Origin of the sequence: Loktanella salsilacus, assembly GCF_900114485.1 — a bacterium.
Lineage (GTDB): Bacteria > Pseudomonadota > Alphaproteobacteria > Rhodobacterales > Rhodobacteraceae > Loktanella > Loktanella salsilacus.
This window is the reverse complement of sequence record NZ_FOTF01000028.1, coordinates 12,461-39,098: the sequence shown is the minus strand read 5'-3', so window position 1 is coordinate 39,098 and position 26,638 is coordinate 12,461. Positions and strand designations below refer to the sequence as shown.

Annotated in this window: 25 protein-coding genes and 1 pseudogene; 13 read left to right on the top strand and 13 right to left on the bottom strand. The window is 56.9% G+C overall.

Features of this window, described 5'->3' with window-relative positions; genetic code table 11:
• The 3 genes from BM131_RS17315 to BM131_RS17305 all read right to left on the bottom strand — a co-directional run.
• Positions 1-217: winged helix-turn-helix transcriptional regulator (locus BM131_RS17315; protein WP_139222683.1), on the bottom strand; the 217-nt coding region annotated here is incomplete at its 3' end.
• Positions 218-264: 47 nt separating this feature from the next.
• Entirely contained in the window at positions 265-726 is a 462-nt protein-coding gene (locus BM131_RS17310; RefSeq protein ID WP_217646885.1) for a permease, read from the bottom strand.
• Positions 723-998, bottom strand: coding sequence for an ArsR/SmtB family transcription factor (locus tag BM131_RS17305; RefSeq protein WP_090191475.1), 276 nt, complete (start codon positions 996-998; stop codon positions 723-725). Before BM131_RS17305 ends, BM131_RS17310 begins: the two co-directional genes overlap by 4 nt.
• Positions 999-1,480: 482 nt before the next feature.
• Here BM131_RS17305 and BM131_RS17300 point away from each other — a divergent pair, with 482 nt between their 5' ends.
• Entirely contained in the window at positions 1,481-1,870 is a 390-nt protein-coding gene (locus tag BM131_RS17300) for a thiol-disulfide oxidoreductase DCC family protein (protein WP_090191473.1), read from the top strand.
• Positions 1,871-2,085: 215 nt separating this feature from the next.
• Here the strand turns inward: BM131_RS17300 and BM131_RS17295 are convergent, their stop codons facing one another.
• From BM131_RS17295 to BM131_RS17280, 4 genes are all read right to left on the bottom strand, one after another.
• Positions 2,086-2,457 carry a glutaredoxin gene (locus tag BM131_RS17295; RefSeq protein WP_090191471.1) on the bottom strand — a complete coding sequence of 124 codons (372 nt, stop codon included), beginning with the start codon at positions 2,455-2,457 and terminating at the stop codon, positions 2,086-2,088.
• 494 nt (positions 2,458-2,951) lie between these two features.
• Positions 2,952-3,797, bottom strand: a complete 846-nt coding sequence (locus tag BM131_RS17290; protein ID WP_090191469.1) for a sterol desaturase family protein — start codon at positions 3,795-3,797, stop codon at positions 2,952-2,954.
• 43 nt (positions 3,798-3,840) lie between these two features.
• Positions 3,841-5,145: a multicopper oxidase family protein gene (locus tag BM131_RS17285; protein ID WP_245754291.1), complete on the bottom strand. Its 1,305-nt coding sequence runs from the start codon at positions 5,143-5,145 to the stop codon at positions 3,841-3,843.
• A 271-nt stretch (positions 5,146-5,416) separates the two neighbouring features.
• A complete protein-coding gene (locus BM131_RS17280; protein WP_090191467.1) occupies positions 5,417-5,719 on the bottom strand; it encodes an SHOCT domain-containing protein in 303 nt (100 codons plus the stop codon).
• 488 nt (positions 5,720-6,207) lie between these two features.
• Between BM131_RS17280 and BM131_RS17275 the strand changes: the two genes are divergently transcribed.
• The 10 genes and pseudogenes from BM131_RS17275 (at position 6,208) to BM131_RS17230 (ending at position 17,208) form a co-directional block, all read left to right on the top strand.
• Positions 6,208-6,711, top strand: a complete 504-nt coding sequence (locus BM131_RS17275) for a rhodanese-like domain-containing protein (RefSeq protein WP_090191465.1) — start codon at positions 6,208-6,210, stop codon at positions 6,709-6,711.
• A gap of 614 nt (positions 6,712-7,325) precedes the next feature.
• On the top strand, positions 7,326-9,044 hold the full coding sequence (locus tag BM131_RS17270; RefSeq protein ID WP_090191463.1) for a putative bifunctional diguanylate cyclase/phosphodiesterase: 1,719 nt from the start codon (positions 7,326-7,328) through the stop codon (positions 9,042-9,044).
• Between the two features lie 320 nt (positions 9,045-9,364).
• Positions 9,365-9,894 (top strand): annotated as a pseudogene (locus tag BM131_RS17265) (site-specific integrase).
• A gap of 381 nt (positions 9,895-10,275) precedes the next feature.
• Entirely contained in the window at positions 10,276-10,767 is a 492-nt protein-coding gene (locus BM131_RS17260) for an Lrp/AsnC family transcriptional regulator (protein ID WP_090191462.1), read from the top strand.
• Positions 10,768-10,927: 160 nt separating this feature from the next.
• Positions 10,928-12,067, top strand: a complete 1,140-nt coding sequence (locus BM131_RS17255; protein WP_090191460.1) for a glycine cleavage T C-terminal barrel domain-containing protein — start codon at positions 10,928-10,930, stop codon at positions 12,065-12,067.
• A gap of 29 nt (positions 12,068-12,096) precedes the next feature.
• A complete protein-coding gene (locus BM131_RS17250) occupies positions 12,097-12,576 on the top strand; it encodes an OsmC family protein (RefSeq protein WP_090191458.1) in 480 nt (159 codons plus the stop codon).
• Positions 12,570-13,370: an enoyl-CoA hydratase gene (locus tag BM131_RS17245; RefSeq protein WP_090191456.1), complete on the top strand. Its 801-nt coding sequence runs from the start codon at positions 12,570-12,572 to the stop codon at positions 13,368-13,370. The genes BM131_RS17250 and BM131_RS17245 overlap by 7 nt, the downstream gene beginning before the upstream one ends.
• A gap of 1 nt (position 13,371) precedes the next feature.
• On the top strand, positions 13,372-15,075 hold the full coding sequence (locus BM131_RS17240; RefSeq protein WP_090191455.1) for an acyl-CoA synthetase: 1,704 nt from the start codon (positions 13,372-13,374) through the stop codon (positions 15,073-15,075).
• A 69-nt stretch (positions 15,076-15,144) separates the two neighbouring features.
• A complete protein-coding gene (locus BM131_RS17235; protein WP_090191453.1) occupies positions 15,145-16,545 on the top strand; it encodes a selenium-binding protein SBP56-related protein in 1,401 nt (466 codons plus the stop codon).
• Between the two features lie 12 nt (positions 16,546-16,557).
• Positions 16,558-17,208, top strand: a complete 651-nt coding sequence (locus BM131_RS17230) for a hypothetical protein (protein ID WP_245754290.1) — start codon at positions 16,558-16,560, stop codon at positions 17,206-17,208.
• A 180-nt stretch (positions 17,209-17,388) separates the two neighbouring features.
• On the opposite strand, the gene BM131_RS17225 is transcribed toward BM131_RS17230, so the two are convergent.
• From BM131_RS17225 to BM131_RS17200, 6 genes are all read right to left on the bottom strand, one after another.
• Positions 17,389-18,243, bottom strand: coding sequence for a fumarylacetoacetate hydrolase family protein (locus tag BM131_RS17225; RefSeq protein WP_090191450.1), 855 nt, complete (start codon positions 18,241-18,243; stop codon positions 17,389-17,391).
• 107 nt (positions 18,244-18,350) lie between these two features.
• Positions 18,351-19,865 (bottom strand): sugar ABC transporter ATP-binding protein, encoded by a 1,515-nt coding sequence (locus tag BM131_RS17220; protein ID WP_090191449.1) that lies wholly within the window; start codon positions 19,863-19,865, stop codon positions 18,351-18,353.
• Positions 19,862-20,863 (bottom strand): ABC transporter permease, encoded by a 1,002-nt coding sequence (locus BM131_RS17215; protein WP_090191447.1) that lies wholly within the window; start codon positions 20,861-20,863, stop codon positions 19,862-19,864. The genes BM131_RS17220 and BM131_RS17215 overlap by 4 nt, the downstream gene beginning before the upstream one ends.
• Before the next feature lie 12 nt (positions 20,864-20,875).
• On the bottom strand, positions 20,876-21,850 hold the full coding sequence (locus BM131_RS17210; RefSeq protein WP_090191445.1) for an ABC transporter permease: 975 nt from the start codon (positions 21,848-21,850) through the stop codon (positions 20,876-20,878).
• A gap of 45 nt (positions 21,851-21,895) precedes the next feature.
• Positions 21,896-22,693, bottom strand: coding sequence for an SDR family NAD(P)-dependent oxidoreductase (locus BM131_RS17205; protein WP_090191444.1), 798 nt, complete (start codon positions 22,691-22,693; stop codon positions 21,896-21,898).
• Positions 22,694-22,770: 77 nt separating this feature from the next.
• Complete coding sequence (locus BM131_RS17200) at positions 22,771-23,739, bottom strand: sugar ABC transporter substrate-binding protein (protein ID WP_090191442.1); 969 nt, start codon at positions 23,737-23,739, stop codon at positions 22,771-22,773.
• A 359-nt stretch (positions 23,740-24,098) separates the two neighbouring features.
• Here BM131_RS17200 and BM131_RS17195 point away from each other — a divergent pair, with 359 nt between their 5' ends.
• Complete coding sequence (locus BM131_RS17195) at positions 24,099-25,775, top strand: ABC transporter substrate-binding protein (RefSeq protein WP_341224260.1); 1,677 nt, start codon at positions 24,099-24,101, stop codon at positions 25,773-25,775.
• 24 nt (positions 25,776-25,799) lie between these two features.
• Positions 25,800-26,609, top strand: a complete 810-nt coding sequence (locus tag BM131_RS17190) for an SDR family NAD(P)-dependent oxidoreductase (RefSeq protein ID WP_090191439.1) — start codon at positions 25,800-25,802, stop codon at positions 26,607-26,609.
• Positions 26,610-26,638: the final 29 nt, after the last annotated feature.

The following is a 26,638-nucleotide window of genomic DNA, read 5'->3' as shown; positions in this document are numbered from 1 at the left end:
CGGCCTCCGTCTTCAGCCACCCGGTCAGCTTGTCGGCGAACGGATCGAGCTTACTTTGCCGCTCCGGCGTCGTGAACTGCGGCTCGATCGTGCCCGCGTTCAAATATTTGGTGATGGTATTGCGCGACATGCCCGTGCGACGCGCGATCTCGCGGGTCGATAGTTTCTCGCGCAGTGCCATACGTCGAATGATGTTCAAAAGTCCCATGTGTATCACTCCAATGTCCCCCATTGCGCATCGCGCTGGAGGAAAGGTCACATGGCTCAAATCTCAGTGGAAATTATCCGCTTACCCGGCTCACTTCTGCGTGGAAATCTACAGACCGACGCCATATCGACCAAAGGCGAGGAGATTAGGAAAGAGAATGTCACGCCCAGCGGCAAGCCCGCAGCCGTGAAGCCGATGAAGAGCGGGATTGACGAGCAAGAGCAGAACGGCGTGATGGTGCCCAGCAATGCACCAAGGATATTCGCGCCAATGCCCGATCGCCCGCCCAAAATACGCCGTGTGCGTTCGGGCGGAAAATAGCTCTGCACATAGGAGATTGCAAAGATCAGGACTGAAAGCAGAATGAAAATCTTGATCACATCATAGACGAAGAATTGGATCGATCCGCCCACGCGCGATGCAGGGTCCAGCCCAACCCCCTCCACGCCCGCCGCAACCACATCGGATAGCCATTGCATCCGCAGCAATTGATCGTTCAGCCAACCAAAAATATTCATGCTATCACGCCTTCGACCCATGCTGCGTCCAGTAGACGGCGCAAATGCGGTGCCAGATCCGGCTTGATCCGGTAGCGCAGCCATTGCGCATTACGCCTGTCGATCAACGGACCGGCCTGTTTAAGCACCCGCATATGGCGCGACATTCGGCCTTGCGTGACGCCAAGGCGACGCATCAAGTCGCAAACGCAATGCTCATCGCCATGGTGCAATATTTGCGGCGCGGCCAAGCGGGTAGGTTCGGCAAGGGCCGATAAGACAGAAAGTATCATAAATACACCTCAGCTTTTGCGCAGTTGCGCATAACCGAATAGACGACGCTTTGATCCAGATCAGGTACCGAGCTGGTTACATGACAAGCTTTCAGTCTGACGCGATTAAAGTCCGTTTTTGTTCCCACATATTGGATAACTTACTGTGTCGAAATGGATGCAAATCGGTCATTTGCCGCGAAACAGAAATCCGCAGTTTAGCCTCACTGCCGACCTTCGCTGCGTTTGCACAAAAAAACTGGTTCGCAGCCCCGTGCGTCCGCTTTGTTCTAGTTGCCCAATTTGGTTTGCGCTTGCTGCGAATGTCTACTCTCCGGCCCTCTCGGCGTTGGCAGGATGTAGCGTAGTGCCCCCAAGCAGTCGTCCATAAGCCATACTGGTGATCATTCGGCTTTGACGGCGATGGTGGTTCAGCACAGTGCAGCGACCTGCGCGACACAGTGACACTTGGACTTCAGGTTTTATGGGACTACCTCAGTTTTATGGAAAATAATCCCAAGACAGCTGTTCTTTACAACGCCGACTGCCCCGTCTGTAACTTCGAAATACAGCACTACGCGCAGTACTCGGGTGACAACGAATTGCCGATCCAGTTTGACGACCTGAACTCTGACGCTCGCCTGCAGTGGGGGCTTGATGCTGACACAGCAGCGCGCAGGCTTTACGTGTTGCATGATGGCGCGCTGACATCGGGCATCCCGGCGTTTCTGGTCCTTTGGGCACAAATGCCGAAATATCGGTGGCTGGGCAAAGTTGTAGGCCTGCCAGTGATCAAACAGTTCGCTTCGGCGCTTTATGACTACGTCTTAGCCCCGGTCATCTACCGCTGGCATCTGCGCCGGTTGCGCAAGAAGACTGACCTGCGTCCCTGAAAATTCCGCGATTTAGGGTTGGTCTGTTATAAAGGGGACGGTGTTGAATTGTCCGAGACAATAAACCCAGTTTCACGAAACGTCGCACCCCAACAGCCGTTATGAATTCCACCGACTTTCTATTCGGTTATCATAAGCTGGAGGGGTCAACACGAAATGAAAAAACAGGTTAATTCGACCCGGAATTCAGCAAACTTGGCAATGCCTTTGAATGATTAAACGCGCGTCAATGACGTCAATTTTGCGTCGGGGTTTTTGAGAAGCGCCTGCAACTCGTTATAGCCACCAATAAGCGTTTGATCCACGAAAATCATTGGGAACGTTGCCCAGCCTGACCACATCTTAAGCGATAGTCGTTTGTGCCACTGTGAAGTATAGCTGCCATACTCTAGATATTTGAATTCAATTCCCGCCTCTTGAAGGGTTTTGCGGGCCTTCTTAACGAAGGGATTATGTTTCATGCCCACGATTACAACACCGTTCGCGCCTATCGCTTCGCTGACCTCTTGCACAATGTCACTATAATATGTGCTGACGGTACGGTCGATGTCAGGGTGAATAGCGTCATGGCCTAAAAGTGGTCGCATTAATGTAACTCTCTGGTGGTTCCGCTGGGTGATTTCAACGTATCGAAGCTTGTATGACACCGGAAGCACTAAATCTGTTTTGAACCCTTCCTCATGTCATATCCATAATATCCACAAACATGTGGTAGCGGGATGCGGGTCGCCGCGGCTTATGTAGTACGACGCTCAAGGCCCTTACCCGACATTGAACACGCCTTCAGCCTCTGCAGTGCAGCTTCCCGAAAGCAGACCGTGATCGTTCACGCACCGTCTGAGAGCCTTGGAGGGTAGCTATGCGGACAAGCTGTGAATTCGCTGCGCTTGCGGCATGTCTGCTTTTGTACGGTGACTAGTTATCATTCCACCTCAGTGTTCTTCCACTGATATTGACTGAACGCCGGGCGCGTCGTGTTACACCGCACAGCATATCGGCAAGTCTACCGTGTCTAACTTTCTCTTTATCCTCCAACACTTAAAACAGTTGGCGGTCGGAATACGACCACCGGCATGTTCGCTTAAGACTTCTTCCCTGCCTCACGATTGATCGGATAGCCGCTTGCCGGACCTTTGATCGGTTGAACCAACATCCGGTCGAGCCACAGGTCGCGCCCTGTCCGGAATTGCTCGATCCCGATCGTCATCCCCTCGTGCCCAGCTTTTGGCTGGGCCTTGTAGGTCCCGAGCAGCCTATCCCACCAGGGAAGGTTGAAGCCAAAATTGCTGTTCGTCTCCTCTGGAATGATCGAATGATGGACACGGTGCATATCTGGCGTGACCACGATCAAGCGAAGGAAGCGGTCCACAAGCATCGGCAGCCGGATATTGGAATGATTGAACATCGCAGTTGCGTTCAACAAAACTTCGAAAATTAACACCGCGACGGCGGGTGGCCCCAATGCCGCGACCACCGCCAACTTGATCCCCATCGACAGTAGGATTTCGACCGGATGAAAGCGCAGGCCCGTGGTGACATCGAATTCGAGGTCGGCGTGATGCATCCGGTGCAGCCGCCACAGCGCGGGCACCGCATGGAACATGACGTGCTGCAGATAAATGACCAGATCGAGGACGACAATCGAGACGATGACCGCAACCCACCCCGGCGCATCGATGATATTGAACAACCCCCAGCCACTGTCCTGCGCAATCACGGCCAATCCGACCGCAAGGATCGGAAAGCTCAATCGCAACACAATGGTATCGATCACCACAAGGCCCAGATTGTTCGTCCAGCGGATGACACGCGGGATCTCTCGCCTGCGTCGGGGCGCTGCGAGTTCCCATAGGGCCATCGCCACCAAAACACCGAGGAACACGATGAGGCGTAGCTGCGGTTCAGTAGCAAGTAGGGACTCTGTCATCGGCACTCCCGACGCTCTTGTGACGGTCCACGCGGCGCGGGCGTCAGGTTACAGTAAACTGTCCCATCATGCCTGCATCTTCATGTTCGAGGATATGGCAATGGAACATAAATGGTGTGTCGCGGCTTGCGGGTTGGTCGAACCGCGCGAGGATCTCGGCCTCTCCGGTCACCAACACGGTGTCTTTCCAGCCGGTGTTCTCGGGCCGCGGAGGGCCGCCGTTCTCGGTGACCACGCGGAAGCGTACGCCATGGACGTGAAACGGATGCGCGACCATGGTGCTGCGGATTTGCCAGCGTTCTACCGACCCGAGGGCGACTTCAAAATCGATCCGGCCCATGTCATAGGGCCGCCCGTTGATGGCAAAGCCACCGCCGCCCATCATCATGCCGCCCATCCCCATATCGAGAGAGACCTGCCGCGTCGCAACCTCTGCTCCTGTCAAATCCTCTGGCGCACCATCCAGCTGCTCTGGCAGGCGGGTAATCCGCGCTGGCAGCGTGTTGTCAGTGGCGAACTGCAGGACACCGTAGGCTTGGTCAGGATCGCTCATCAGTACCGGCGCGCCACCATCCGAGAAATCGACAAGAACCTCAGCCCGTTCTCCGGGTGCAAGGCGCAGTACATCCAATGCGACGGGCGCTGGCAGGAAGCCACCATCTGTCGCCACCAGATGCATCGGGCGGGTATCATCGAAAAACAATGCGTAGTTGCGCGCATTCGAGCCATTCAGCAGGCGCAGGCGGGCGAACCCCTCTGGCACGACCGCTGTGGCACCCGCCTGACCGTTGACCAGCATCCGGTTTCCAGCAAACCCGTGCATGACGTCCATCATGGACGGATCATAGGCCATACGTCCGGCGGAATCGAACCGACGATCCTGTAAAACAAGCGTCAGATCGTCGATCCCGTAAGCGGACGGCAGTCCGCGCGCATCGTCCTGCCCGTCCGTCACGTGGATGACCCCGGCCAGCCCGAAATAGACCTGTTCTGCAGTGCGTTCGTGAATATGCGAGTGATACCAGATGGTTGCTGGATCCTGTGCAATCGACATTTCTGGCTGCCATGTGGCACCGGGCGCGATCGGAAGGTGCGGGCCGCCATCATGCTCTCCGGGCACTAAAAGGCCGTGCCAATGCGCGCTGATGGGTTCTTCAATGTTATTCTGCACTTCGGCCGCCAAATCGCCGTTCTGCATGATGATGGTCGGCCCCAGATAACCCTGATTGAACCCAGCGGTCGGTGTGCCGGGCCCGCCGAAAAAGCTGCTGCTGCCTGACGTTGCCGTCAGCGATAACCGGCCAGTCGGACGCGTGTCCAAAAGAGGCGGCATTGCAAGGCGGGTCAAAGCCGGTTGGCCCTGCGCAAATGCACGCTGGCCAAACATTGGTGAAACAATACCCGCAGTCATAATCGCTGCGGAGGTTGAGGTCAGGAATTGGCGTCTTTTCATGCTGATCTTTCAAGGCTTGGTTAGAAGCGTTGCAATAGCAAACCACGTCTGTGGGTAAGGCGTATGACCCGGCGCTTCACAAGGCAACAGCAGGCTGAAGCCCCGCGCGCCGATGACAGGAATCGCCACGGTGCCGCGAGGCTTGAACCCACACGAAAATAGCAGGTTAGTCAGCCAGCAGCTTCTTGCGCTCGGCGAACTCGGTCGAGTCGATTTCACCTTTGGCATAGCGTTCCTTCAGCAACACCAAGGCACGGTCGTGCGCGGCGTGACTGCTGGTAGCAGGTCCAGTCGCACCAAACAGGCGCAAAAGATATATGATCGCGGCGACGATCCCGACGACAATCAGGATCATAAAGATCGGCCCAAGGACCATGCCGAAGCCGCCCCACTGGTTGCTGCCCCACATCATGTCATGTCCATGATTGTACTGGCCAAAACGCTCTGGGATTTCCCCGACCTGCGCCATTGCAGAGGTGGCGGTCGTGTAAAGTATGCCCGCGACAATCGGGGCAATCGCCCTATTTTTTGAATTCCATTCTGCGACTCCTTTTGCACGGCATCAACGCTGGCCGCCTATTGCGTATGTCAGTGTAGGATGGAACCGGCGCGAAGGCCTTGATCTGCATCAGGGCGGCAGGACTGAGATACGATAGCCTGATGCACAAAGGTTCATGCGTGGATTGTGGACCGTCGCATCTGATTTGGGTGCGCAAAGCCGATTCTCGTGGCGCCTCACCAACTCATCGCCCTTGAACTGATCCCCGTTGCGGGCCAGGTCCGGGACCTTCTAGCAAAGGCGGTAGAGGCGATCCGAGATGCGATTACGCATCGGCATCCTTACTGCGATTGTAGCCTTGGGGCTCGCCGTGTTCGGGGTCTGATGCAGCGCGAAACGCTCAAGATGCAGAGGACGCAGGCTGCTTAACGAAACAAAACCGGACTGGAGATCGACGAATGGTTCAACTTCTCAACATAACGGCGGACGAGACGAAACGGGTCGTCAACTTGGCTGGCGGATCGGTTGAAATCGAACGCCACCGGAACGACATGCAGCTGATTACTGGGTATCTGCAACCGATGGTCCCGATAGCCGGTGTCACCCCCGTCGGCGAGCTTGAGGTTCTGGCCTGCTTGGCGGATGACGACTACGTTGTGGTGGACATGCGCGATCCCGATTGGCGATTGAAGGGCACGATTCCGGGAAGCATCTCGATTCCGTTTGAAGAGGTGGCAAACCGCCTGGATGTGCTCGGATGTGTGCGATCATCGTCCGGCTGGAACTGCGACGCCGCTAAGAAAATCGTGGCGTTTTGCAATGGCCCGGCCTGCCCTCAAAGTACGCGCGCGATGCACGCGATGGTCGACAACGGCTTTCCGCCGGACAAAATCTACTACTACCGCGGCGGCATGCAGGACTGGCTGGTGCTGGGACTGACGACACAGGCTTCGGGTGCGTGACCGTGCCTGGTCCTTTAGGAATTGCAACGGCTCTGGATCGCGACCCCACGCAAAACCGATGCCCCCCAAAAAGCACGGGGGCGCATCCCCGACCATCCGCTTTCTTTGGACACACCATTTTAGTATGCAGGCGCGGCGAATGGCGGCTCTCTGCCCCCAGTAGCGGCGGCAACGAACGACCCTTAGCGGACATTGAACACGCACTCCGCCTCTGCAGTGCAGCTTCCCGAAAGCAGACTTTGATCGTTCACGCACCGTCTGGGATCCTTGAGGGCAGATCGGCGGACAAATTGTGGATTCGCTGCAGCTGCGCCAATAACTGCTTTCGGAACCGTTCCAAAACGGTTCTCTGATTGCGGCGAGGCGCGAGGCTCGAGGCCAGTTTACGCCAATAATTCCAACATATATTTTTGAAGGCCGCGATATTTGATTTGAAAACCCAAGTTATTGACAGTCATGGTCAGGTTTTGGGAATGGGCCATAGGAATGGTTGCTGAGACTCTGTCATATTTTACATAACTTCCGCTCATAACAACTCGCTTTGTAAACCGGAAATTGACGCTAATGCCGCACTGGCTAGGAGAGGTGAACGAAAAACAGCGGAGATCATATGCATGGGCAGCAAGGGAAAGGGACTGAACAGCATACCGGTGCGCTTCGGGCTGATGGGTGCCATGATCGGAGGGCTCGCGATCTTAGGCCACCTTTGGGTCGTTGAAGCCGGATTTGGCGGTTGGCAGATCGGCCTAGCCATCGGGCTGTGCATCTTGCTACCGGCGTTAATTATGGTTCTGGCGGCAGGTAACCTGACATCGCAGATCGCGGCCTTGCATCGCAGCACCGAGGCCCTCGTGGCTGGTGACTTCAACACCCCCGTCGACGTCGATTGCGCCTGCGAAGTTGGTGGGCTGGCCGATAGCTTCCGCAAGATGGTCAACCGCCTGAACAGCAATATCGTCCGGATGAACGTTCTGGCCTACTCCGATGGTGTGACAGGCTTGCCTAACCGTGCGGTGGTCTTTCACCTCCTCAGCCGATTGTCCAATGGCGGCGGCATCAACCGTGCCACCGTCCTGTTTATTGATCTGGACGGCTTCAAACGCGTCAACGACATGCATGGGCATGAGACCGGGGACGAGTTGCTCCGCCGCGTAAGCGTTCGCATTGCCAAGGCGCTTGGACGACGTTTAGACGAACTGGAAACCTGCATGACGCCGATGGGTGATCTGTGTGACGAACCCCCGCGTGATACGGTGATTGCCCGCGTCTCTGGCGACGAGTTCGTCGTTATCCTACCTCAATCGTCGGGAAATCCTGAGGAGTTATGCTGTGCAATCCTAGAAAGCCTCATGGAGCCCTTCGAAATCGATAGCGCCAAGGTACATGTCGGTGCGAGCATTGGCCTCGCCCGTTTTCCGGAAGATGCGAACAGCCCCGAAGACCTTCTTAATCTGGCAGACCTTGCGATGTACGAAGCCAAGCGAACTGGGCGAGGTCGGATGGTGGCCGTGTCTGCGGCCCTTCGTGCGCAGTGGCGGGACCGGCGCGACGTCGAGGGTGACCTTAGGCGTGCGATGGAATGTAACGAGATTACGCTTGCCTACCAGCCGCGCTTTTCAACGACCGATTTGAGTTGCGTCGCCGTTGAAGCGCTGGCGCGTTGGACTCATCCCGAACGCGGTTCAATCTCGCCCGAGGTATTTGTTCCCATCGCCGAGCAAGCCGGGTTGATGCCGCTGCTTGGTGCCGCCGTTTTTGAAAAAGCCATTAAGCAGTGCAGCATCTGGCAAAGACAAGGTCTCTCCCTATCCGTGTCGGTTAACGTGTCCCCTGCAGAATTCGCGGATACAAACTTGGTGCCACGGCTACTAACAATCCTGAAAAAATACCGTGTCGATCCCAATCTGGTGGAGATCGAGATTACCGAAACAATGGCCATGGGTGATTTCGAGTCAACACAGGAGCAGATGATTGCGTTGAGAAGCGCAGGTCTCAAGATTGCAATCGACGATTTTGGGACCGGGTATTCGAACCTGTCGCAACTGTCCCGCTTGCCCTACACGTCTATGAAGTTGGACCGGTCCCTCATTCTCGATATTACGAGCCGCGACAGTAGCCTCGATATTTTTCGGGCGGTCACGGGAATGGCAAAAGCGCTCGGTCACGTCACGATCGCGGAGGGGATCGAAACGCAGGAGCAATACGATGCGCTTGCGGAAATCGGTTGCGATGAGGTTCAAGGATTTCTATTTGCAAAGCCAATGCATCCCGATGCGATCCCGGCTGTCGTTGCCAGGTCGAGATTTGACGTCGCTGATTTAAAGAAAGCTTAGGACGTTAATATCTCGGCAAGCCATGGGCTCAAGTTTTCTTTGCTCTACGCCTCAATTAAATAGCATGAGGAAGGGCATCATGTGTTCCGATGAGTTCTGTCTGATGTTCGTGAACTAGGTAAAGTATTGCGTGTGTAATTTCATGAACGGCAACCTCAAATGAGTCGACCGTTCACCTGAGCGCCCATTCATGCAAGCCTCAGGATCGGTCAAAATGGGCTCGGAGCGGACATCGGATGCGCCGCAGCATCTCATGATATGATGCGGCGTCAACGTCGGGTTGTCGCTGTGGAAGGGTATGGTGGATCGGTCGATCCCTCATGCAAACACCGAACCTACCAACCATTTGTGCGTTTCGGCCCGCTTGGAACAAAGTCCGCATCGTCGGTCAAAAGCGACCTCTGAAACCCAAACAAGTCTGGGCGATCCGCCTTCGGCTAGAGTTGGCCCAAAACCATCGCGACCTCGCTCTGTTCAACATGGCGATCGCCAACAAACTACGCGGCTGTGATCTTGTCCGCATGAAAATCGTTAATGTCATGGCGTACGGTCAGATCAAGGAACGAGGGTCCGTCCTTAAAAGCAAAACGCAAAAACCGGTCCGGTTTGAGATTTCCGAAGGCACCCGCACTTCCGTCATGAAGTGGATGACATATTCACTGACGGCCGGGTCCGAATACCTTTGGCCCGGCCGCTTCCACGAGTGGCTCCACACATCAACGCGCCAGTATGCAAGGATCGTGCGTGCTGTTCAGCTTCTGCTAGGCACACAAAATTGGACAGCATTGTCAGATACCTGGATGTCGAACCTGAAGATGCACTGGCAATATCCGAAGCTATCGAAATCTAGGCGTCTGGCCCGTTGGGCATGGACGGCCTAAACCGACCATTCACCGCCTCCTAAAGATGCTGCCGCGCGGCTCGTCATTGCAGACATCTATGCATCGCGCAGCATTTGCTAAGCTAAAACGTCGTTCTGCCGGCAAAGCTACGACGCGAGTTCAAGCAACCGATGCATGCTTAGATACCAAAAATGAAGTTCGTGCCTAGCGCCCAAAAGCCCTTCGCTGCGCATTCTGATCCCTGGTGGACCCGGATAAATCCGTCCTTTGCCGCTGGCAAAGGAGAACCCGTCGCAAATTCAACTGTCACGCCGAGATTCGCGCGTTAGCTTTGTCAAAACGTGCGGTGTGTTGCCGCCATGACCTTGATGCAATGTGGGTGCCGACGGATGAAAAGGATTGGCCTCGACGCGACCGACATTCGCATCCTCTGCGCGGTTCAGCAGCATGGGCAACTCAGTAAGGCCAAGCTTGCTGAGATTGCCAACATTTCCGCAACGCCGTGCTGGGCCCGACTGGATCGCCTTAAGGCGGCTGGTCTGATCCGAGGCTATCACGGTGACATCGCAATAGACCGGATCTGTGATGTGACACAGGTGATGGTCACCGTATCGCTGACCCATCATCGCAAGGCCGACTTTGACAGATTTGAAGCCTTTGTCATGGACCGGGAAGAGATCACGGAATGCATCGCTACAGGCGGCGGGATGGATTACGTGCTGAAGGCTGTCACTTCCAATCTCATGTCGTTTCAGGCCCTGATGCAGGCGATGCTGGAAGCAGAGCTGGGTGTGGATCGATACATGACTTACATCGCGACTCGCATTGTTAAGGCAAATCGCCCCAACCTTGCCAAACTGGCGGTGAAAAACATCAGCTGACCTGGGCAGACTGATTGGTCTCAACTCTGCCCCTAAATGAGCCCGTCCGGTCTGAAAATGCCGCATTTTCAGACCGAACATGAGCATCGCTCGGACCTAAAGTCGCTCAGGTTCAATCGATCCCGGCCTATCCGACCGGTGACGCATGAGGGGGAACAAGATGCACGCAGACGACTTCGGCTTTGGCACACAGATCCGCAAATCACCCTATTTCGATGCAACTGTGCGTTGGGGTGCAAAGGGATTTTCCGTCTACAACCACATGTATATCCCCCGCGATTTCGGTGATCCGGAACAGAATTTCTGGACCCTCGTCAACGATGCGATCCTGTGCGACGTGGCGGTAGAGCGTCAGGTAGAGATCACGGGCCCCGATGCGGCGCATTTTGTCCAGATGCTGACGCCGCGCGATCTATCAAAGATGGCCGTCGGCCAGTGCAAATATGTCCTGATCACGAACGCGGAAGGGGGCATTCTCAACGATCCGATCCTGCTGCGTCTTGCCGAAAACCATTTCTGGATTTCCCTGGCCGACAGCGACATCTTGCTGTGGGCGCAAGGCGTGGCCGTGCATGCCGGCTTGGACGTCACGATTGGCGAGCCGGACGTGTCGCCGTTGCAGTTGCAAGGGCCAAGGTCTGGCGAGATCATGCAGGCTCTGTTCGGCGACAGCATCCTCGATCTGAAATACTACTGGCACCGCGAACTTGAGTTGGATGGCATCCCCCTCCTCGTATCGCGCACCGGCTGGTCCAGCGAACTGGGTTACGAGATATATCTGCGCGACAGCACCCATGGCGATGCACTGTGGGAACGGATCATGGCGGCGGGCATGGCGTTCGGTCTGAAGCCGGGGCACACCTCCTCGATCCGCCGGATCGAGGGCGGGATGCTATCCTACCATGCCGACGCGGACATCAAGACGAACCCTTACGAACTTGGGCTCGACCGACTTGTGGACCTCGACATGGAGGCGGAGTTCATCGGCAAGGCCGCGCTGCGCCGCATCCGCGATCAGGGCGTAAGCCGTATCCAAGTCGGCGTGATCGTCGACGGCGCACCGATGAAAGGTCCGAACACTACTTTCTGGCCGATCAGCAAAGATGGCACGGACATCGGCAAGGTCACGTCGGCGGTCTACTCTCCGCGGCTTGAACGTAACATCGCGCTGGCGATGGTGGCGGTTGCGCACGCGAATATCGGGACCGAAGTGGACATCATGACCCCGTCCGGGCTGGTCCGCGCGACCGTGGTCGAGCGTCCGTTCTACGACCCCAAGAAGAAACTTGCCGCCGCCTAAGCGTCCCGGCCAATCAAGAGACCTGACACATGTCCGACCTTTCGATCCAGTTACACTGGCAACGTGCGGAACCCGCGCTGCTGACCGGCAAGTATTCCAATGCACATACGGTGCAATTCAACAGCGATTGCGACATCCAAGTGGACGCTGCCCCCGATTGGGGCGGCGATCCGGCCAATACCAACCCGGAACAGGCGCTTGCCTCGGCCCTGTCCAGTTGCCACATGATGACCTTTCTCGCCCTTGCGGCGAAGGCGGCATGGCCGGTGGCGAGCTATAGCGATCATGCGGTCGCACACCTTGGCAAAAATGCGCAGGGTCAGATGTCGGTGACGCGGATTGATCTGCGCCCGCTCGTGCGGTTCGACACCGGATTTTCGCCGTCGGATGCCGAGCTGGAAAAGATGCAGCACCGCGCGCACCGCTACTGCTTCATCGCCAACACTTTGGCCGACAGCGTCGAAATCAATATCCTGCACCCCGCCCAAACGGACCTGATGCCATGTTGACTGGTGATATCCTGACGCACGACTTGGACGTGGATGGCATCCTGCGTTTGACCCTGAACGATCCCGGGCGGCGCAACGCGCTATCAGAGGCGATGCTGGCAGAATTGGCGGGTGCTTTTGCACGGGCCGGGGCCGACCCCGCGGTCCGGATCATCATCCTTGCCGCGAAAGGTCCTGCTTTCTGTGCGGGCCACGACCTCAAGGAAATGACAGCAGGTCGCGCGGGTGCGGACGGGGGGCGCGCCTATTTTGCGCAGGTCCTGACGCAGTGCTCCGGCGTGATGCAGGGCATCGTCACCTGCCCGAAACCAGTCATTGCGGAAGTCACCGGCGTGGCCACGGCCGCGGGCTGCCAGCTTGTCGCAAGCTGCGACCTTGCCATCGCGGCCCAGACGGCAACATTCAGCACCCCCGGTGTTCACATCGGACTGTTCTGCTCGACCCCCATGGTCGCCCTGTCCCGCAATGTGGGCAGCAAACACGCGATGGAGATGCTGCTGACAGGCGACATGATCCCGGCGGACCGCGCGGCAGAAATGGGACTGATCAACAGGACCGCCGCAGTCGAGGATCTGCGGGACGCCGTGATGGAACTGGCACGCAAGATCGCGTCGAAATCCAGCATGACGCTGGCGACCGGCAAGGGCGCATTCTACGCTCAGCGCGACATGACCCTGTCAGAGGCCTATGACTACGCCACGCAGGTCATGGTCGACAACATGCTGGCCCGTGACGCAGAAGAAGGCATCGGAGCCTTCATCGCGAAACGGCCCCCCGTTTGGCTGGATGCCTAAGATGAAGAACGCGAACCCCTACGACACCGGACTGGATCGCAATCCGGCGAACTATCAGCCCCTGACACCGATGACATTTCTGGAACGCGCGGCCAGCGTCTTTCCAGATCATACGGCCATTGTGCATGGTGTGCTGCGGCGCAGCTACGCCGATTTCTATCGCCGGTCGCGACAGTTAGCATCAGCGCTGACGCAGGCCGGGATCGGGCGCAGCGATACGGTGTCCGCTTTACTGGCGAATACGCCCGCGATGTTGGAATGCCACTACGGTGTGCCGATGTGCGGCGCGGTCCTGCATTCAATCAACACCCGGCTGGATGCGGCGATCATCGCGTTCCAGCTTGATCACGCCGGGTCAAAGCTCGTTATCGTGGATCGGGAGTTCATGTCCCTCATGCAGGACGCACTCGCACTGGCGACGGTCAAACCCGTGCTGATCCAATATGACGACCCGGAGTTTACGGACCAGACGGTCGCTGTCGACGCGATGGACTACGAAAACTTTTTGTCCGGGGGTGCGCCAGATTTTCCGTGGCTGATGCCGGATGATGAGTGGGACGCGATTGCAATCAACTACACCTCTGGCACGACGGGCGATCCAAAGGGGGTCGTGTCGCATCATCGCGGGGCCTACTTGTTGGCGCAGGGGAACGCGCTGACGGCTTCGATGCCGAAACATGCGGTCTATTTGTGGACCCTGCCGATGTTCCACTGCAACGGCTGGTGCTTTCCTTGGACGCTGTCCGCCATCATCGGGACCCATGTCTGCTTGCGGCAGGTCAGGGCTGAACCAATCTGGTCGGCGCTGGCCAATGAGGGCGTGACCCACCTGTGCGGAGCGCCGATTGTCATGTCGCTTATGATCGCAGCCCCTGCGGCGGTCAAACGCGACATCGACCGCAACGTGCAGTTCTTCACCGCCGCTGCACCACCCCCAGAAAAACTGCTGGCCGATATGAAGACGGCGGGCTTCGATGTCGTTCATCTGTATGGATTGACCGAAACCTATGGTCCCGCGGTCGTGAATGACTGGCACGACAGCTGGACCAACCTGCCGCCTGCTCAGCAGGCGCGGCTGAAATCCCGGCAAGGTGTCCGCTATCTGGCGCTGGAACAACTGGACGTGATGGACCCCGAAACGATGACGCCGGTGCCGCGCGACGGTCAGACCATGGGAGAGGTCATGTTTCGCGGTAACGTCGTAATGAAAGGCTATTTCCGCAATCCGCAAGCCACGCAGGAAGCGTTTGCCGGTGGCTGGTTCCATTCAGGCGACCTCGGCGTGATGCACCCCGACGGCTATATCCAGCTCAAGGACCGGTCCAAGGACATCATTATCTCTGGCGGCGAAAACATCTCCTCGATCGAGGTCGAAGAGGTGCTTTATCGTCACCCTGACGTGGCCGTTGTGGCCGTCGTCGCCATGCCGCACGACCGATGGGGCGAAACACCCTGCGCATTCGTCGAGCTTTGTGCCGATGCCGAACCGAACGCGGATCAGCTTCGGGATTGGTGCCGGATGCAACTGGCGGGATATAAGGTGCCCGGGCGTATCGTTTTCATGCCGATCCCGCGCACCACAACGGGTAAGATTCAGAAATTCGTTTTGCGCGAACAAGCGCGGGCGCTGGCCGCAAAGGTCGCGCCAAGTCTCTCGCCCGATACATCCGAAACCGCGGCTAAGAAATTACACCCCGCAGGTTGAATCCAGGATAGGGTGAGATCGAGGAGATCGCGCAGGAAGATAGACGTTTTTTCAAGGGAGGAACGACCAATGAACCTGAGACCAGATCCAACATTTCACGCGACGCCGAAACTTGCGATGGAGGCCCCGCCCGAAACCCTGGCTTTCACACTGATGCTTAGCCCGGACGGATCGCGCCCCGACGGGCTGGCGGTTGTTGATGTGAACCCGAAATCCGACACCTACGGCCAGATCGTCCATCAGGTGATCATGCCCAATACCGGCGACGAGTTTCACCATTTCGGCTGGAACGCCTGTTCGTCGTCCCTGTCACCCCTGTCCGGCCATGCCTTTCTGGAACGCCGCTACCTGATCATCCCCGGCATCCGGTCGTCGCGGATCTACATCATCGACGTGAAAGAGCCGTTGAAGGCGAAGATCCACAAGATTATCGAACCAGAGGAGGTCTTTGCAAAGACCGGCTATTCGCGCCCCCACACGATCCATTGCGGCCCCGAAGGCATCTACGTCTCGACGCTGGGCGGCGGTGGCGTAGATGGCACCGACGGCCCGCCAGGTATCTTTATCATGGATTGCGAAACCTTCGAGATTCTGGGTCGCTACGAAATGGACCGCGGCAGCCAAGACAAGCACTATGATTTTTGGTGGAATCTGCCGCGCGACTATATGATCAGTTCCGAATGGGGTCTGCCGCCGCAGTTCGAGAACGGCATCGTCGCCGAGGACCTTCTGGCCAACAAATACGGGCATTCGATCCATTTCTGGAACCTGCGGCAGCGCAAGAACGTCCAGACCATTGATCTGGGCGAAAATTACCAAATGGCGTTGGAAATCCGCCCCGCGCACGACCCGTCAAAAGATTACGGCTTTTGCGGCGTGGTGATCGACACCACGAACCTACAAGGCGCGATCTTTACGTGGTGGCAAAAGGACGACGGCACGTTCGAGGCAAAGAAAACCATCACTATCGATCCGCGCCCGGAAAAGGCGGAAAATCTGCCGCCGCTCCTAAAAGGGTTCGAGGCGGTGCCGCCGCTGGTCACCGACATCGACCTCAGTCTTGATGACAAATATCTCTACGTGGCCTGCTGGGGCTTGGGCGAGATGCATCAATATGATGTCACCGACCCGATGAACCCCAAACTGACCGGCAAGGTTGAATTGGGCGGGATCGCGCGTGGGACGAAGCATCCCAACGGCAAGACTTTTGCCTACGCGCCCCAAATGGTCGAGATCAGCCGGGACGGAAAGCGTGTCTACTGGACCAACTCGCTCTATTCCACGTGGGACGATCAGTTCTATCCCGATGATGAGGGCGGGCAGATGGTGATGGCCCATGTCGGCGAAGATGGCGGTCTGACCTTGGCCGAGGATTTCTTCGTTGAATTCCCGCAAGGCTATCGCAGCCACCAAATCCGGCTCGAGGGTGGCGACTGCTCGACCGATAGTTTCTGCTATCCGTCGGTGTAAGGCGTTATGGATATGACGACGGCAGCGGCCCTTTGGTGGGCCGTTGTGGCCTCGGGCATCTATCACGGCGTCAATCCCGGCATGGGGTGGCCACTGGCCGTATCGGCCGCCCTGATGGACAGATCGCAGAGCAGCCTTTTCAAGGCGGTCGGTGCCCTGGCCGCTGGGCATCTGCTGGCGATGGGGGCGATCCTGTTTCCGTTCACAGCCTTGCTATTCGTGGCGCAATGGCAGCACGAAATCCAAATTGCGGCAGCCTGTCTGGTGATCGGGCTTGGCGTCTGGCTGTTCTTCAACCGCCGCCATCCGCGTTTTCTGGCCCGCGTGCCGCCGTCCCGGCTGGCGCTGTGGTCGTTTCTTGCGGCCATGGCCCATGGTGCAGGCCTGATGTTGGTGCCGATCTACCTAGGCATCTGCCGGACAGTCGACACCGATGCCGGACACGCCGCCGCCCAAGCCCTGATGACCAGCACTGCCGCGATCGCAGTGGGTGTCGCATTGGTTCATACCTTGGCGATGACACTCTCCGGCGGCCTGATGGCCTTTGGTGTCTACCGCTGGTTCGGACTGAAGTTTCTGTCCCGAAGTTGGTTCAATTTAGACCTGGTCTGGGCGCTGAGCCTAATTCTTGTCGGTGCCATATCGCTGTTTATGGCGATATGACCTTATATCTTTTAGGCTCTTGCCAACAGTTCTTCACCAAGGCCACCCCCTATGGTCGCACCCAACCAAAACCATCAGTATATCTGCACGTCGACGTCTTATCGGTCGAAAAAGGGGGCCATCGTCCAAGCAAAACATGCGCGGTGTGCTATCAGTCAATCGAGGGCCTTTAATCTATTGTCAGGCCGCCAATACTTTTGATTTCTGCGCACCCAAACCCGCAATGCCCAAAGTCACGACTTCACCGCCATGCAGGAATTGCTGCGGCTTTTGCCCCATGCCAACACCCGGCGGCGTGCCGGTGGAGATTACATCACCCGCCTGCAGGCTCATGAATTGGCTGCAATAGGAAATCAGGTGCGGAATTTTGAAAATCAGTGTCGCCGTCGATCCGGTCTGCATCCGCTTGCCATCCACATCCAGCCACATGTCCATGTTGTCCATGTCTGCAATTTCATCAGGCGTGACTAGCCACGGACCTGTCGGCCCAAACGTGTCACAGCCCTTGCCCTTGTCCCATGTACCTGCGCGATTCAGCTGGAAATCACGCTCTGACACATCGTTGATGACGCAAAAACCAGCGACATGGTCCATCGCGTTTGCCTCGTCGATATAGGAGCCTGGTTGGCCGATGACGACACCAAGTTCAACCTCCCAATCTGTTTTTGCCGATCCGCGCGGAATTTGAATGCCATCATTCGGGCCAACTACCGCAGACGTCCATTTGTTGAAAATAATAGGCTCTTGCGGAATTGGCATGCCGGCCTCTGCGGCGTGGTCGGCGTAATTCAGGCCGATGCAGATGAATTTTCCGATATTGCCAACACACGCGCCAAGGCGCAAATCATCTTGCGGCGTGCCTTCAACCAGCGGCAACGTTTCCGGATCCAGCGCACGCAGGGCTTTCAGGCCAGCGGGTCGCAAAGTATCGCCTGCAATATCGGCAACGACACCCGACAGATCACGTACACGGCCAGCGGTATCCAAAAGTCCGGGTTTTTCGGCACCAGGCGCGCCATAACGGAGAAGTTTCATGTCCTGTCCTCTATTCTATTTCGTCTGTATGTTCCCGGATAAATCGTGGACTTATGGCAGCGCCATTCGAAATCCACATGGCCCGATCCGGCAAATCCAATGCGCTTCTACGCAACCTTATCCGTGCTGGTGATGCCGGAAATCGCCTGTATCAGGCTTTCTTCGGTCACTTCATCAGAGGTAAACATCCGCATCACCCGGCCCGCGAACATCGCGACGATCCGGTCGCTGACATGCAGCACTTCGGGCATCTCAGAGCTGACCACGATCACGGCATAGCCTTGTGCAGCCAATTCGCGGATCAGATTGTGAATTTCGGATTTCGACCCCACATCAATGCCCCGTGTCGGCTCATCCACGATCAGCACTTTGGGATGCATCGACAACCATTTGCCGATGACGATCTTTTGCTGATTGCCGCCCGATAGATTGCCGACCGTCTGTTTCCAGCCGGGCGTGCGAATATCGAGCTTTTCTTTGTATTTATCAAAGATTGCGGTTTCGGCGTTGGGTGACACGAAGGGACCGGAGGACAAATCACCGATCTGCGGCAAGGTCATGTTGTCCCGGCAGTTCATCCCCAGCACAAGGCCCTGACCTTTGCGGTCCTCGGGCACCAGTGAAATGCCTTTGCTAATCGCATCGGCGGGGGAAGACACGCGCACTTCTTGGCCATCTAACAGGATCGCGCCAGCGTCGGGGTCGCGCAACCCAAACAGCGTTTCCACGATCTCGGTGCGCCCTGCGCCGACTAGACCGTAAAAGCCCAAAACCTCGCCGCGGCGGACCGAGAAACTTACGTCCTTGTACAGCTTACCGCACGACAGGCCACGTACCTCTAGCGCGACATCACCCAAGGCGTGGTGGGATTCATTGCGCGACAGATCAAGCGCGCGCCCGATCATCAGTTGCGTGACCTCTTCTTCGTTGGTGTCGCAGGTGACCAGTGTGCCGCGATAGGACCCGTCGCGCAGCACGCTGATCCGGTCGGTGATCTTGAAAATCTCTTCCATCCGGTGCGAGATATAGATGATCCCCACACCCTGACTTTGCAGGTCTGAGATCACATCAAACAGCACAACCTTTTCCGCGTCGGTCAGCGATGCTGTGGGTTCATCAAAAATGACAGCCTTGGCATCGACGGTCAGCGCACGGGCGATTTCCACCATTTGCTGGTTGGCGATAGATAAATCCCCAACGATGGTTTTCGCGTTGAAGCTAACCTTGAGCTTTGCAAGGATCGCATCGGTCTGTGCATAAAGCGTCGCCCAGTCCACCCGCCCGAAAGACCGGCGCGGCAATTCCCCCAGATAAATATTCTCTGCAACAGTTAATTCTTCGGCAAGGCTCAGTTCTTGGTGGATAAAAACGATCCCCTTGGATTTCGCCTGCAAGGGCGAGGTCATAACCGTTGGTACTTCTTCAACGATGATCCGGCCTTCGTCAGGTTGGTGAATACCGCCCAAGACCTTCATCAACGTCGATTTTCCAGCGCCGTTTTCGCCCATCAAGGCATGAACTTCACCCGGCATGACCGCGAATGAAACGTCATCAAGCGCGCGCACACCGGGAAAGGTTTTGACGATACCTTCTAGGCGCAAAGCGGGTCTTTGCTCGGTCATATCTTCAACTCCTCTTTCCCCCGGGTATTCAGCTGACGATCCAAAAACAGCACCGCGATCAGGATTAGGCCGATCACAAGGTTCACGGTCGATGTGTCTGCACCGATGTGACCCAGCCCTTTGCGCAGCAGCTGGATGGCCAGAACGCCACCAAGCGTGGATATTATCGACCCTGCCCCGCCGGTCAGTTTGGTGCCGCCCAGCACCACGGCGGTGATCACCCACAGCTCGTACAGTTGCCCGTCGTTTGGATTGACCGATCCGGATTCTGAATAGAACACGACCGCCGACAAGGCCGCCAAAAAGCCGATGATCATAAAGTTGATCAGCATGTGCGGGCCGACCTTGATGCCCGCGTTTACCGCCGCCTCTCGATTGTCGCCGATGGCATAGGCGTTGCGGCCATGGACCGTGCGGGTCATCACGTACCAAATGACAACCGTGACGACGGCCAGAAACCATGTCGCAGTGTGAAATCCAAGGAACTGTGCCTCGGCAAAATCCACCAGCGTCCAGTTGAGGCTCGATGTGGGGTTTTCACCGTTGTACATGAACACCAGACCGCGAAAGCCCAGCATAGACCCAAGCGTCACGATGAAGGCATCAACCCCGGTTTTCCAGACGATCAGCCCGTTGATGGCCCCCGACACAACACCCGTCAGCAGCGCCAGCGTCCATGACACGGGGATCACCCAGTCGCCAAGGTCCGCAAAGACGGGCCACGTCATGCTATCCAGCAAGATCACCGCCGAAAGCGCAAAAATGGCACCAACGCTTAGGTCGATATTACCGTTGATCATGATGATCGTCATGCCGACGGCGATAATGCCGATCGGCGCCGATTGCTTCAGCAGCAGCAGCATATTGTCGACATCCATAAACGCCTTGTCAGACAGCGACATGAATTCGCCCGCGACGCTAAAGAAGATCAGTTCGAACAGGATAAAGCCCCATATCGCGCCGTTCTTGAGAAATTTGGACAGTTTTCCAGCTTCCATTTTTCCGCTCTCCTACGCGATGTTTGACCAAAGCTTGCCGCGTTTGGCCGCAATATCCAGCCAGACCGCAAGGATGATGATGACCCATGTCACAACGAACTGGACATAGAATTGAAGGCCGACCAGCAGCAGACCATTCTGGATAAACCCAAGGATCAGCACGCCGATGACGGTTTTGAAAATCGTGCCAGACCCGCCCAGTAGCGACGCGCCCCCCAGGATCACGGCAGCCAACACGTCAAGCTCCAGCCCTTGCCCGACGGTGTTTTGCGACCCCATCGACCGGCTGGCTTGGATCAGCCCCGCGACGGCCACGCAAAAGGCCGACATCACGTAACACAGGAACACAATGCGCCCGCGTTTGATGCCTGAAAAGGTTGCGGCGGTACCGTTGCCGCCCACAGCATAGACTTTTCGCCCAAACGGGGTCTTGGCCAAAATGATCCCCAAAAGCGCTGCCAAAGCGACGAAAATCAGGATCGGCACCGGAATTCCAAGTGCAGACCCTTGGCCGAATACGCTGAACCAAGTGCCTTCTTTGTCGACGATGTCCATGTTCTGGCCGCCCGAATAGGTCAGCGTCAGGCCGTGGATCGCCGACAACATGCCAAGCGTCACAATCAGGGAATTCAGCTTGAGGTAGCCCACCAGAAATCCGATGAATGCCCCAAGGCACAGCGTCATTGCGAACATGGCGGGAATGGCCAGCGCGGGACCAATTTTGTCATGCAAATCTAAAACTACGATGGTCGAAAACGACATCATCGACCCGACAGACAAATCAAGGTTACCGCTGATAACGACAAAGGTCACGCCTAGCGCCATGACCCCCAGAATGGCCGAAGACCGCACCACGCCCATCACATTGTCAGGGCTTAAAAACCGTTCATTGACCAGTGTAAAACCGATGATGAACACGGCAAACGCGATTAAAATGCCCTGCCGTGCCAAGATGCGTCCGATGTCTGCTTTCGACATGCTCGCCATATTCCCCTCCTACGGGCCAGGCCCCGGCCATTGTTGACCCCTTGATCAGACTAGGGTCATCCCACCGTCGATCATCACGATTTGTCCGGTCATGTAGTCACTGTCTTTCGACGCCAGATACGTCGTCGTCCCAGTAATATCCTCAGTTTTTGCAACACGCCCGCGCAGGATTTCAGACGAAAACTCCTCCATCGCCTGACCTGGCCTTTCGGCAGCGCCAATCTCCATCAGATCCTGGTCGACCTGGTCCCACATTTCCGTGGCCACCACCCCGGGTGCAAAGCCCGTGACAGTTATGTTATGTTTCGCCAGATCGCGCGCGCCCGATTGGGTCAGCGCCACGACGGCGAATTTGCTGGCACAATAGGGTGCCACGTTGTCAAACCCCTGCCGGCTCGCGATGGAGGCGGTATTAATGATCTTGCCGCCCGTGCCTTGGGCGATCATTTGAAGGGCTGCTTCCTGCATCCCGATCATACAACCCAAGCCGTTGACCCCCATAATGAAATTCCAGTTCTCTTCGGTGACATCCAGAAAATTCATCGGGCGGTTTACGCCAGCATTGTTGAATTTCACATCAAGCTTGCCGAAGACCTGCACCGTATGGGCGATCATCGCCTTCACGGACGCGCGGTCCGTCACGTCGACCCGTGCGTGGGTCACCTTTCCGCCATGCTGTTTGGCCCTGTCGACATTCGCCCCGGCCACTTGGGCGACCTTTTCGCCGTTGATGTCCGCAAAACAAACGTCGGCACCTTCATCCAGCAGCGCCTCTGCGATGGCGCGGCCAATGCCCTGCGCTGCGCCGGTCACAAGACATGACCGTCCAGTTACACGTCCCATGACGCATCCCCCCGTAAAACGATGGTGAGTGTGGAATGGAAACGGGGCGCCACAGCGCCCCGCAAAACCTGGGTTCTTTAGAACACCGGCTTTGTGAACTCTGACATGTTGTCCTGCGTAATCTTGGGCGTGTCAAAGTAGTTCAGGAACGGCAGTTCCGTACCGCTGACAAGTTCGATGGCGGACTGCAGCGCTGCTTCGGCGTCATCAACCGGAGACTGGTAGATCGACCCCCAATACTCGCCGCGTTCCATCGCCTCGTAGCCGACCGAAAAGTTGGTCGCGCCGACAAAAGTGATCCCTTCGGCACGGTCTGCTGCCAGCGCTGCGTTCAGCGCGCCAACGCCCATATTGTCGTCGCCCGCATAGACGCCGTCAATATTGTCATACTTTACAAGGAACGCTTCCATCACCTGCTGGGACTTTTCACGGTTCCAATCGCCTGGCTGCGTTTCGACCAGTGTCACGTTCGGGCAAACTTCTGGCAGACGGTCGTCAAAACCCTGCTGACGTTCGATCGCTGTGGTATAGCCGGGCTGGCCGGAAATCTGCACGACTTGGGCTTCGTTCTCAATACCCAGCGCCTTGAAGCGATCGCACATGATCTCGGCAGAGCGCGATCCCTGCGTGACGTTGTCCGGGCCAGAGAATGTCGCGACAAAGTCAAAGCCGGCTTCCGCAATATTAGAGTTGGTCACGACGACCGGAATGCCGGCAGAATGTGCCTTGCGCACAGCGGGGATGACCGCCTCGCCGTTTGTTGGCCAGATGATGATTGCGTCGACTTCCTGCTGGATCAGGTCTTCCATCTGGGCGATCTGACGAGCGACGTCGCCGCCGGCGTCCAGAACCACGACTTCGACTTTGTCATTGGCTTCGGCCGCCGCGATGAACGCCTTTTCATAGGTTGTCTGATAGCTGTCCACGCCGACGTTGTTCTGCGTAATGCCGATGCGCATCGGGCCGTGGGCCTCTGCATGTGCTGCACCTGCAACGGTCAGTGCTGCTGTTGCAGCCGTGGCGGTCAGGACTGTGCGTAGTGTCATAGTGATCTCCTCCAAGAACTTATTAGACGTTTAAGCCTCTCCCCCACTCTCTCCCAAGGGGGAATCACCACCCGGCGAACCGGTATGATCACCGTTACCATGCCGGTGCCGTTTAGGGTTGGCCCCTCCAATATTATTCATTCTGGATGAAATTATATCCGTTCTCGATATATTTGCGATACTCTCTAGGGCCACCCCCACCGCAATATAAGGTGCAACGCATGAAGACTGTAAAATCATCCGTTTTGAATACACCGCGTGGCAAACGCCACACCAAAGGGAAGGCAGCGATCAGGAGTATGAACGTCATGAGGGGGGAGCATTTCAATCAACTCATGCCGCCTCGGGCGAAGGCCGACATGCTTCGCACGCTGTCCTTCATTGAGGACCTAGGCGACGAGCTGGAAAACGCATCCGCCCTGTTTGCATCGACCCCGAACCTGCGCATTTCAATGCATCTGATCCGCGGCCATCTAGAAGGCCGGCTGATCACGATGACATCGCTGATCGGTGCCAGCCGCGCGCCATATGCAACCGCCAATCGCCGCATCAAGGACATGCAAGAGGCGGGCCTGATTGACCAACGCCCCCGCACAGCGACAGGGAAAAGCTTTTCCCTGCATCCCAGTGTTGTTTTGCTGGATCAATGGACCCAGCTGACAAACCGCGTGCGACGCCTTGCGACTGCGCAGTTTGGTGATGCAGCATCGTCAGAGTCAGCCGACTACTACTTTGGCGGGTCGTACCTGAACGCCAAATCGATCCCCCCGATGAAGGTTCTGGCCCAGTCGCTTAAACTTGCGGGTGGCTTGCGGGTTCTGGTGCATGGTGATCCGACCTTCATGGTGATGGAAAACCTTAAGCGGCAATTCGAACAGACAATCGGCACGCAAATTCACCAACGCGCGTTTTCGATTGACCGCCTACACGAAGAAACCATGCGCAACGCAAGTCGCAAGTCGAGCAGTTACGACATCATCGCCGTTGACCTTCCTTGGGTCGGTGGGTTTGCGGAACAGAATGTCCTGATGCCGCTTGATGAGATAATGGATATTGCCCGCATTGATCCATCGGATTTCCATACAGCCGGTTGGCAAGCAGCCCATTGGGGCGGTCGTGCATACGGCATCCCGGCCCAAACAACGCCAGAGCTTTTGTTCTACCGCAAGGACTTGTTTGCACAGGCGGGTCTTGTCCCGCCCACCACAACCCAGGGCCTGCTAGAAGCGGCAAAGGCACTGCACGATCCACAACGCGGCCTGCATGGCATTGCATGGAACGCTGCACGCGGGACCGCTTTGGGCCACACCGTTCTGATGACCTTGGCCGACTTTGGGCAACCCATTCTTGACCTAACACCGAATGCAGGTGGATATGATACGCAGCGTCTAGCGGACCGCGCATACAGGTTCACGATTGATACGCCAGCGGGTTTGCAAGCGGCTGAGTTTCTAAAAGAACTGCTGGCCTATTCGCCCCCCGATATCCTGTCGATGTCGTGGTACGAACGCATCCGTCCTTACGCCGCCGGGCGCATTGCGATGGCTTACGGCTACACGCTTCTTGCGCCCTATTTCGAGCTTGATGACGCGTCGCCCGCCAAGGATCAGACCGGATATCTACCTCATCCCGCTGGCCCGAATGGGGCCGCGATTGCACCCGTCGGTGGCTATGTGATGGGCATTCCCGCCAACTTGCCGAAAGAGCGTATCCCCGCAGCGGTAGAGGCCTTGCTGGTCTTCACATCGGCCCCAGCACAAAAGCTGTATGTGCAGAACGGCAGCCGGACAAACCCGCGTTATTCCGTGGGCGCAGACCCCGATGTACGGCGCCTTTCACCCATATTCGAAGCCGTGGATGCCATGTCTTGGCGCGACGAATTGCAGTTCTGGCCGCGCCCCCCGATCCCCGAAATCAACGAGATCATCCAGATCTGCGGAGAAGAATTTCACGACATGCTGCGCGGGATCATCACCCCGCAAAACGCATTGCGCCGCGCGCAGGAGAGAGCCGACGCAACCCTATCCCCACCATAGTCATGACGTCAGGAGGAGACACCCATGGACCCCAACCGCCTCAAAGGTAAAAACATTCTTATCACCGGTGCCGCCCGCGGCATGGGCGAGGCCAACGCCCGATCCTTTGCAGAGCAAGGTGCAAACGTCTGTATCGGCGATCTGGACCTTGATATGGCGCAAGCCGTCGCGGACGAGATTAATGCAGCCGGCAACGGCAAGGCCATCGCGGTCAAAATGGATGTCACCAAGCGTGAAGACAATGCCTCTGCCGTGGCGGCAACCGTCGCCGCCTTTGGGTCGATCAATGTTGGTGTCTTCAATGCCGGCCTGAACAAGCCCCGCTTCTTCATGGATATCGATGAAGACAACTGGGACATGATCATGAACGTCAATACAAAGGCGATGTGGCTGGGCATGCAGGAAACTGCCCGCCAGATGATCGCCCAAGGCCCGATGGAAGCCCATCCTTACAAGCTCATCAATGTCGGATCCATCGCATCGCGCAAGCCGCTGGTGGACGTCACCGTTTATTGCACTTCGAAATACGGCTGCCTTGCCCTGACCCATTGTGGCGCAATCGGCCTGTCCGAACATGGCATCACTGTGAACGGCTACGCGCCCGGCGTTGTTGTCACACCGCTTTGGGAACAGCTGGACAAGGACCTTGTCGATATCGGCTTCAAGGAAAAAGAAGGTCAAGCCTACGACGACATCGTGCGCGATGCACTGCAGATCAAGCGGGTGTCCTATCCCAAAGACATCGTCGGCACCGCATCATTCCTCGCGTCCGACGACAGCGATTACATGACCGGCCAGATGATCCACGTCGATGGCGGCTGGTGCATCCAGTAACGACCAGCCCTTTTCAAATTTCAAATTCA

Excerpts from the sequence above, each read along its gene's own strand:
- BM131_RS17270 (WP_090191463.1), top strand. The coding sequence starts at position 7,326 with ATGGGCAGCAAGGGAAAGGGACTGAACAGCATACCGGTGCGCTTCGGG.
- BM131_RS17215 (WP_090191447.1), bottom strand. The coding sequence starts at position 20,863 with ATGGAAGCTGGAAAACTGTCCAAATTTCTCAAGAACGGCGCGATATGG.
- BM131_RS17300 (WP_090191473.1), top strand. The coding sequence starts at position 1,481 with ATGGAAAATAATCCCAAGACAGCTGTTCTTTACAACGCCGACTGCCCC.
- BM131_RS17290 (WP_090191469.1), bottom strand. The coding sequence starts at position 3,797 with ATGACAGAGTCCCTACTTGCTACTGAACCGCAGCTACGCCTCATCGTG.
- BM131_RS17250 (WP_090191458.1), top strand. The coding sequence starts at position 12,097 with ATGTCCGACCTTTCGATCCAGTTACACTGGCAACGTGCGGAACCCGCG.
- BM131_RS17275 (WP_090191465.1), top strand. The coding sequence starts at position 6,208 with ATGGTTCAACTTCTCAACATAACGGCGGACGAGACGAAACGGGTCGTC.
- BM131_RS17200 (WP_090191442.1), bottom strand. The coding sequence starts at position 23,739 with ATGACACTACGCACAGTCCTGACCGCCACGGCTGCAACAGCAGCACTG.
- BM131_RS17280 (WP_090191467.1), bottom strand. The coding sequence starts at position 5,719 with ATGGCGCAGGTCGGGGAAATCCCAGAGCGTTTTGGCCAGTACAATCAT.
- BM131_RS17305 (WP_090191475.1), bottom strand. The coding sequence starts at position 998 with ATGATACTTTCTGTCTTATCGGCCCTTGCCGAACCTACCCGCTTGGCC.
- BM131_RS17195 (WP_341224260.1), top strand. The coding sequence starts at position 24,099 with ATGCTTCGCACGCTGTCCTTCATTGAGGACCTAGGCGACGAGCTGGAA.
- BM131_RS17210 (WP_090191445.1), bottom strand. The coding sequence starts at position 21,850 with ATGGCGAGCATGTCGAAAGCAGACATCGGACGCATCTTGGCACGGCAG.
- BM131_RS17190 (WP_090191439.1), top strand. The coding sequence starts at position 25,800 with ATGGACCCCAACCGCCTCAAAGGTAAAAACATTCTTATCACCGGTGCC.
- BM131_RS17205 (WP_090191444.1), bottom strand. The coding sequence starts at position 22,693 with ATGGGACGTGTAACTGGACGGTCATGTCTTGTGACCGGCGCAGCGCAG.
- BM131_RS17245 (WP_090191456.1), top strand. The coding sequence starts at position 12,570 with ATGTTGACTGGTGATATCCTGACGCACGACTTGGACGTGGATGGCATC.
- BM131_RS17295 (WP_090191471.1), bottom strand. The coding sequence starts at position 2,457 with ATGCGACCACTTTTAGGCCATGACGCTATTCACCCTGACATCGACCGT.
- BM131_RS17260 (WP_090191462.1), top strand. The coding sequence starts at position 10,276 with ATGAAAAGGATTGGCCTCGACGCGACCGACATTCGCATCCTCTGCGCG.
- BM131_RS17235 (WP_090191453.1), top strand. The coding sequence starts at position 15,145 with ATGAACCTGAGACCAGATCCAACATTTCACGCGACGCCGAAACTTGCG.
- BM131_RS17230 (WP_245754290.1), top strand. The coding sequence starts at position 16,558 with ATGACGACGGCAGCGGCCCTTTGGTGGGCCGTTGTGGCCTCGGGCATC.
- BM131_RS17255 (WP_090191460.1), top strand. The coding sequence starts at position 10,928 with ATGCACGCAGACGACTTCGGCTTTGGCACACAGATCCGCAAATCACCC.
- BM131_RS17310 (WP_217646885.1), bottom strand. The coding sequence starts at position 726 with ATGAATATTTTTGGTTGGCTGAACGATCAATTGCTGCGGATGCAATGG.
- BM131_RS17240 (WP_090191455.1), top strand. The coding sequence starts at position 13,372 with ATGAAGAACGCGAACCCCTACGACACCGGACTGGATCGCAATCCGGCG.
- BM131_RS17220 (WP_090191449.1), bottom strand. The coding sequence starts at position 19,865 with ATGACCGAGCAAAGACCCGCTTTGCGCCTAGAAGGTATCGTCAAAACC.
- BM131_RS17225 (WP_090191450.1), bottom strand. The coding sequence starts at position 18,243 with ATGAAACTTCTCCGTTATGGCGCGCCTGGTGCCGAAAAACCCGGACTT.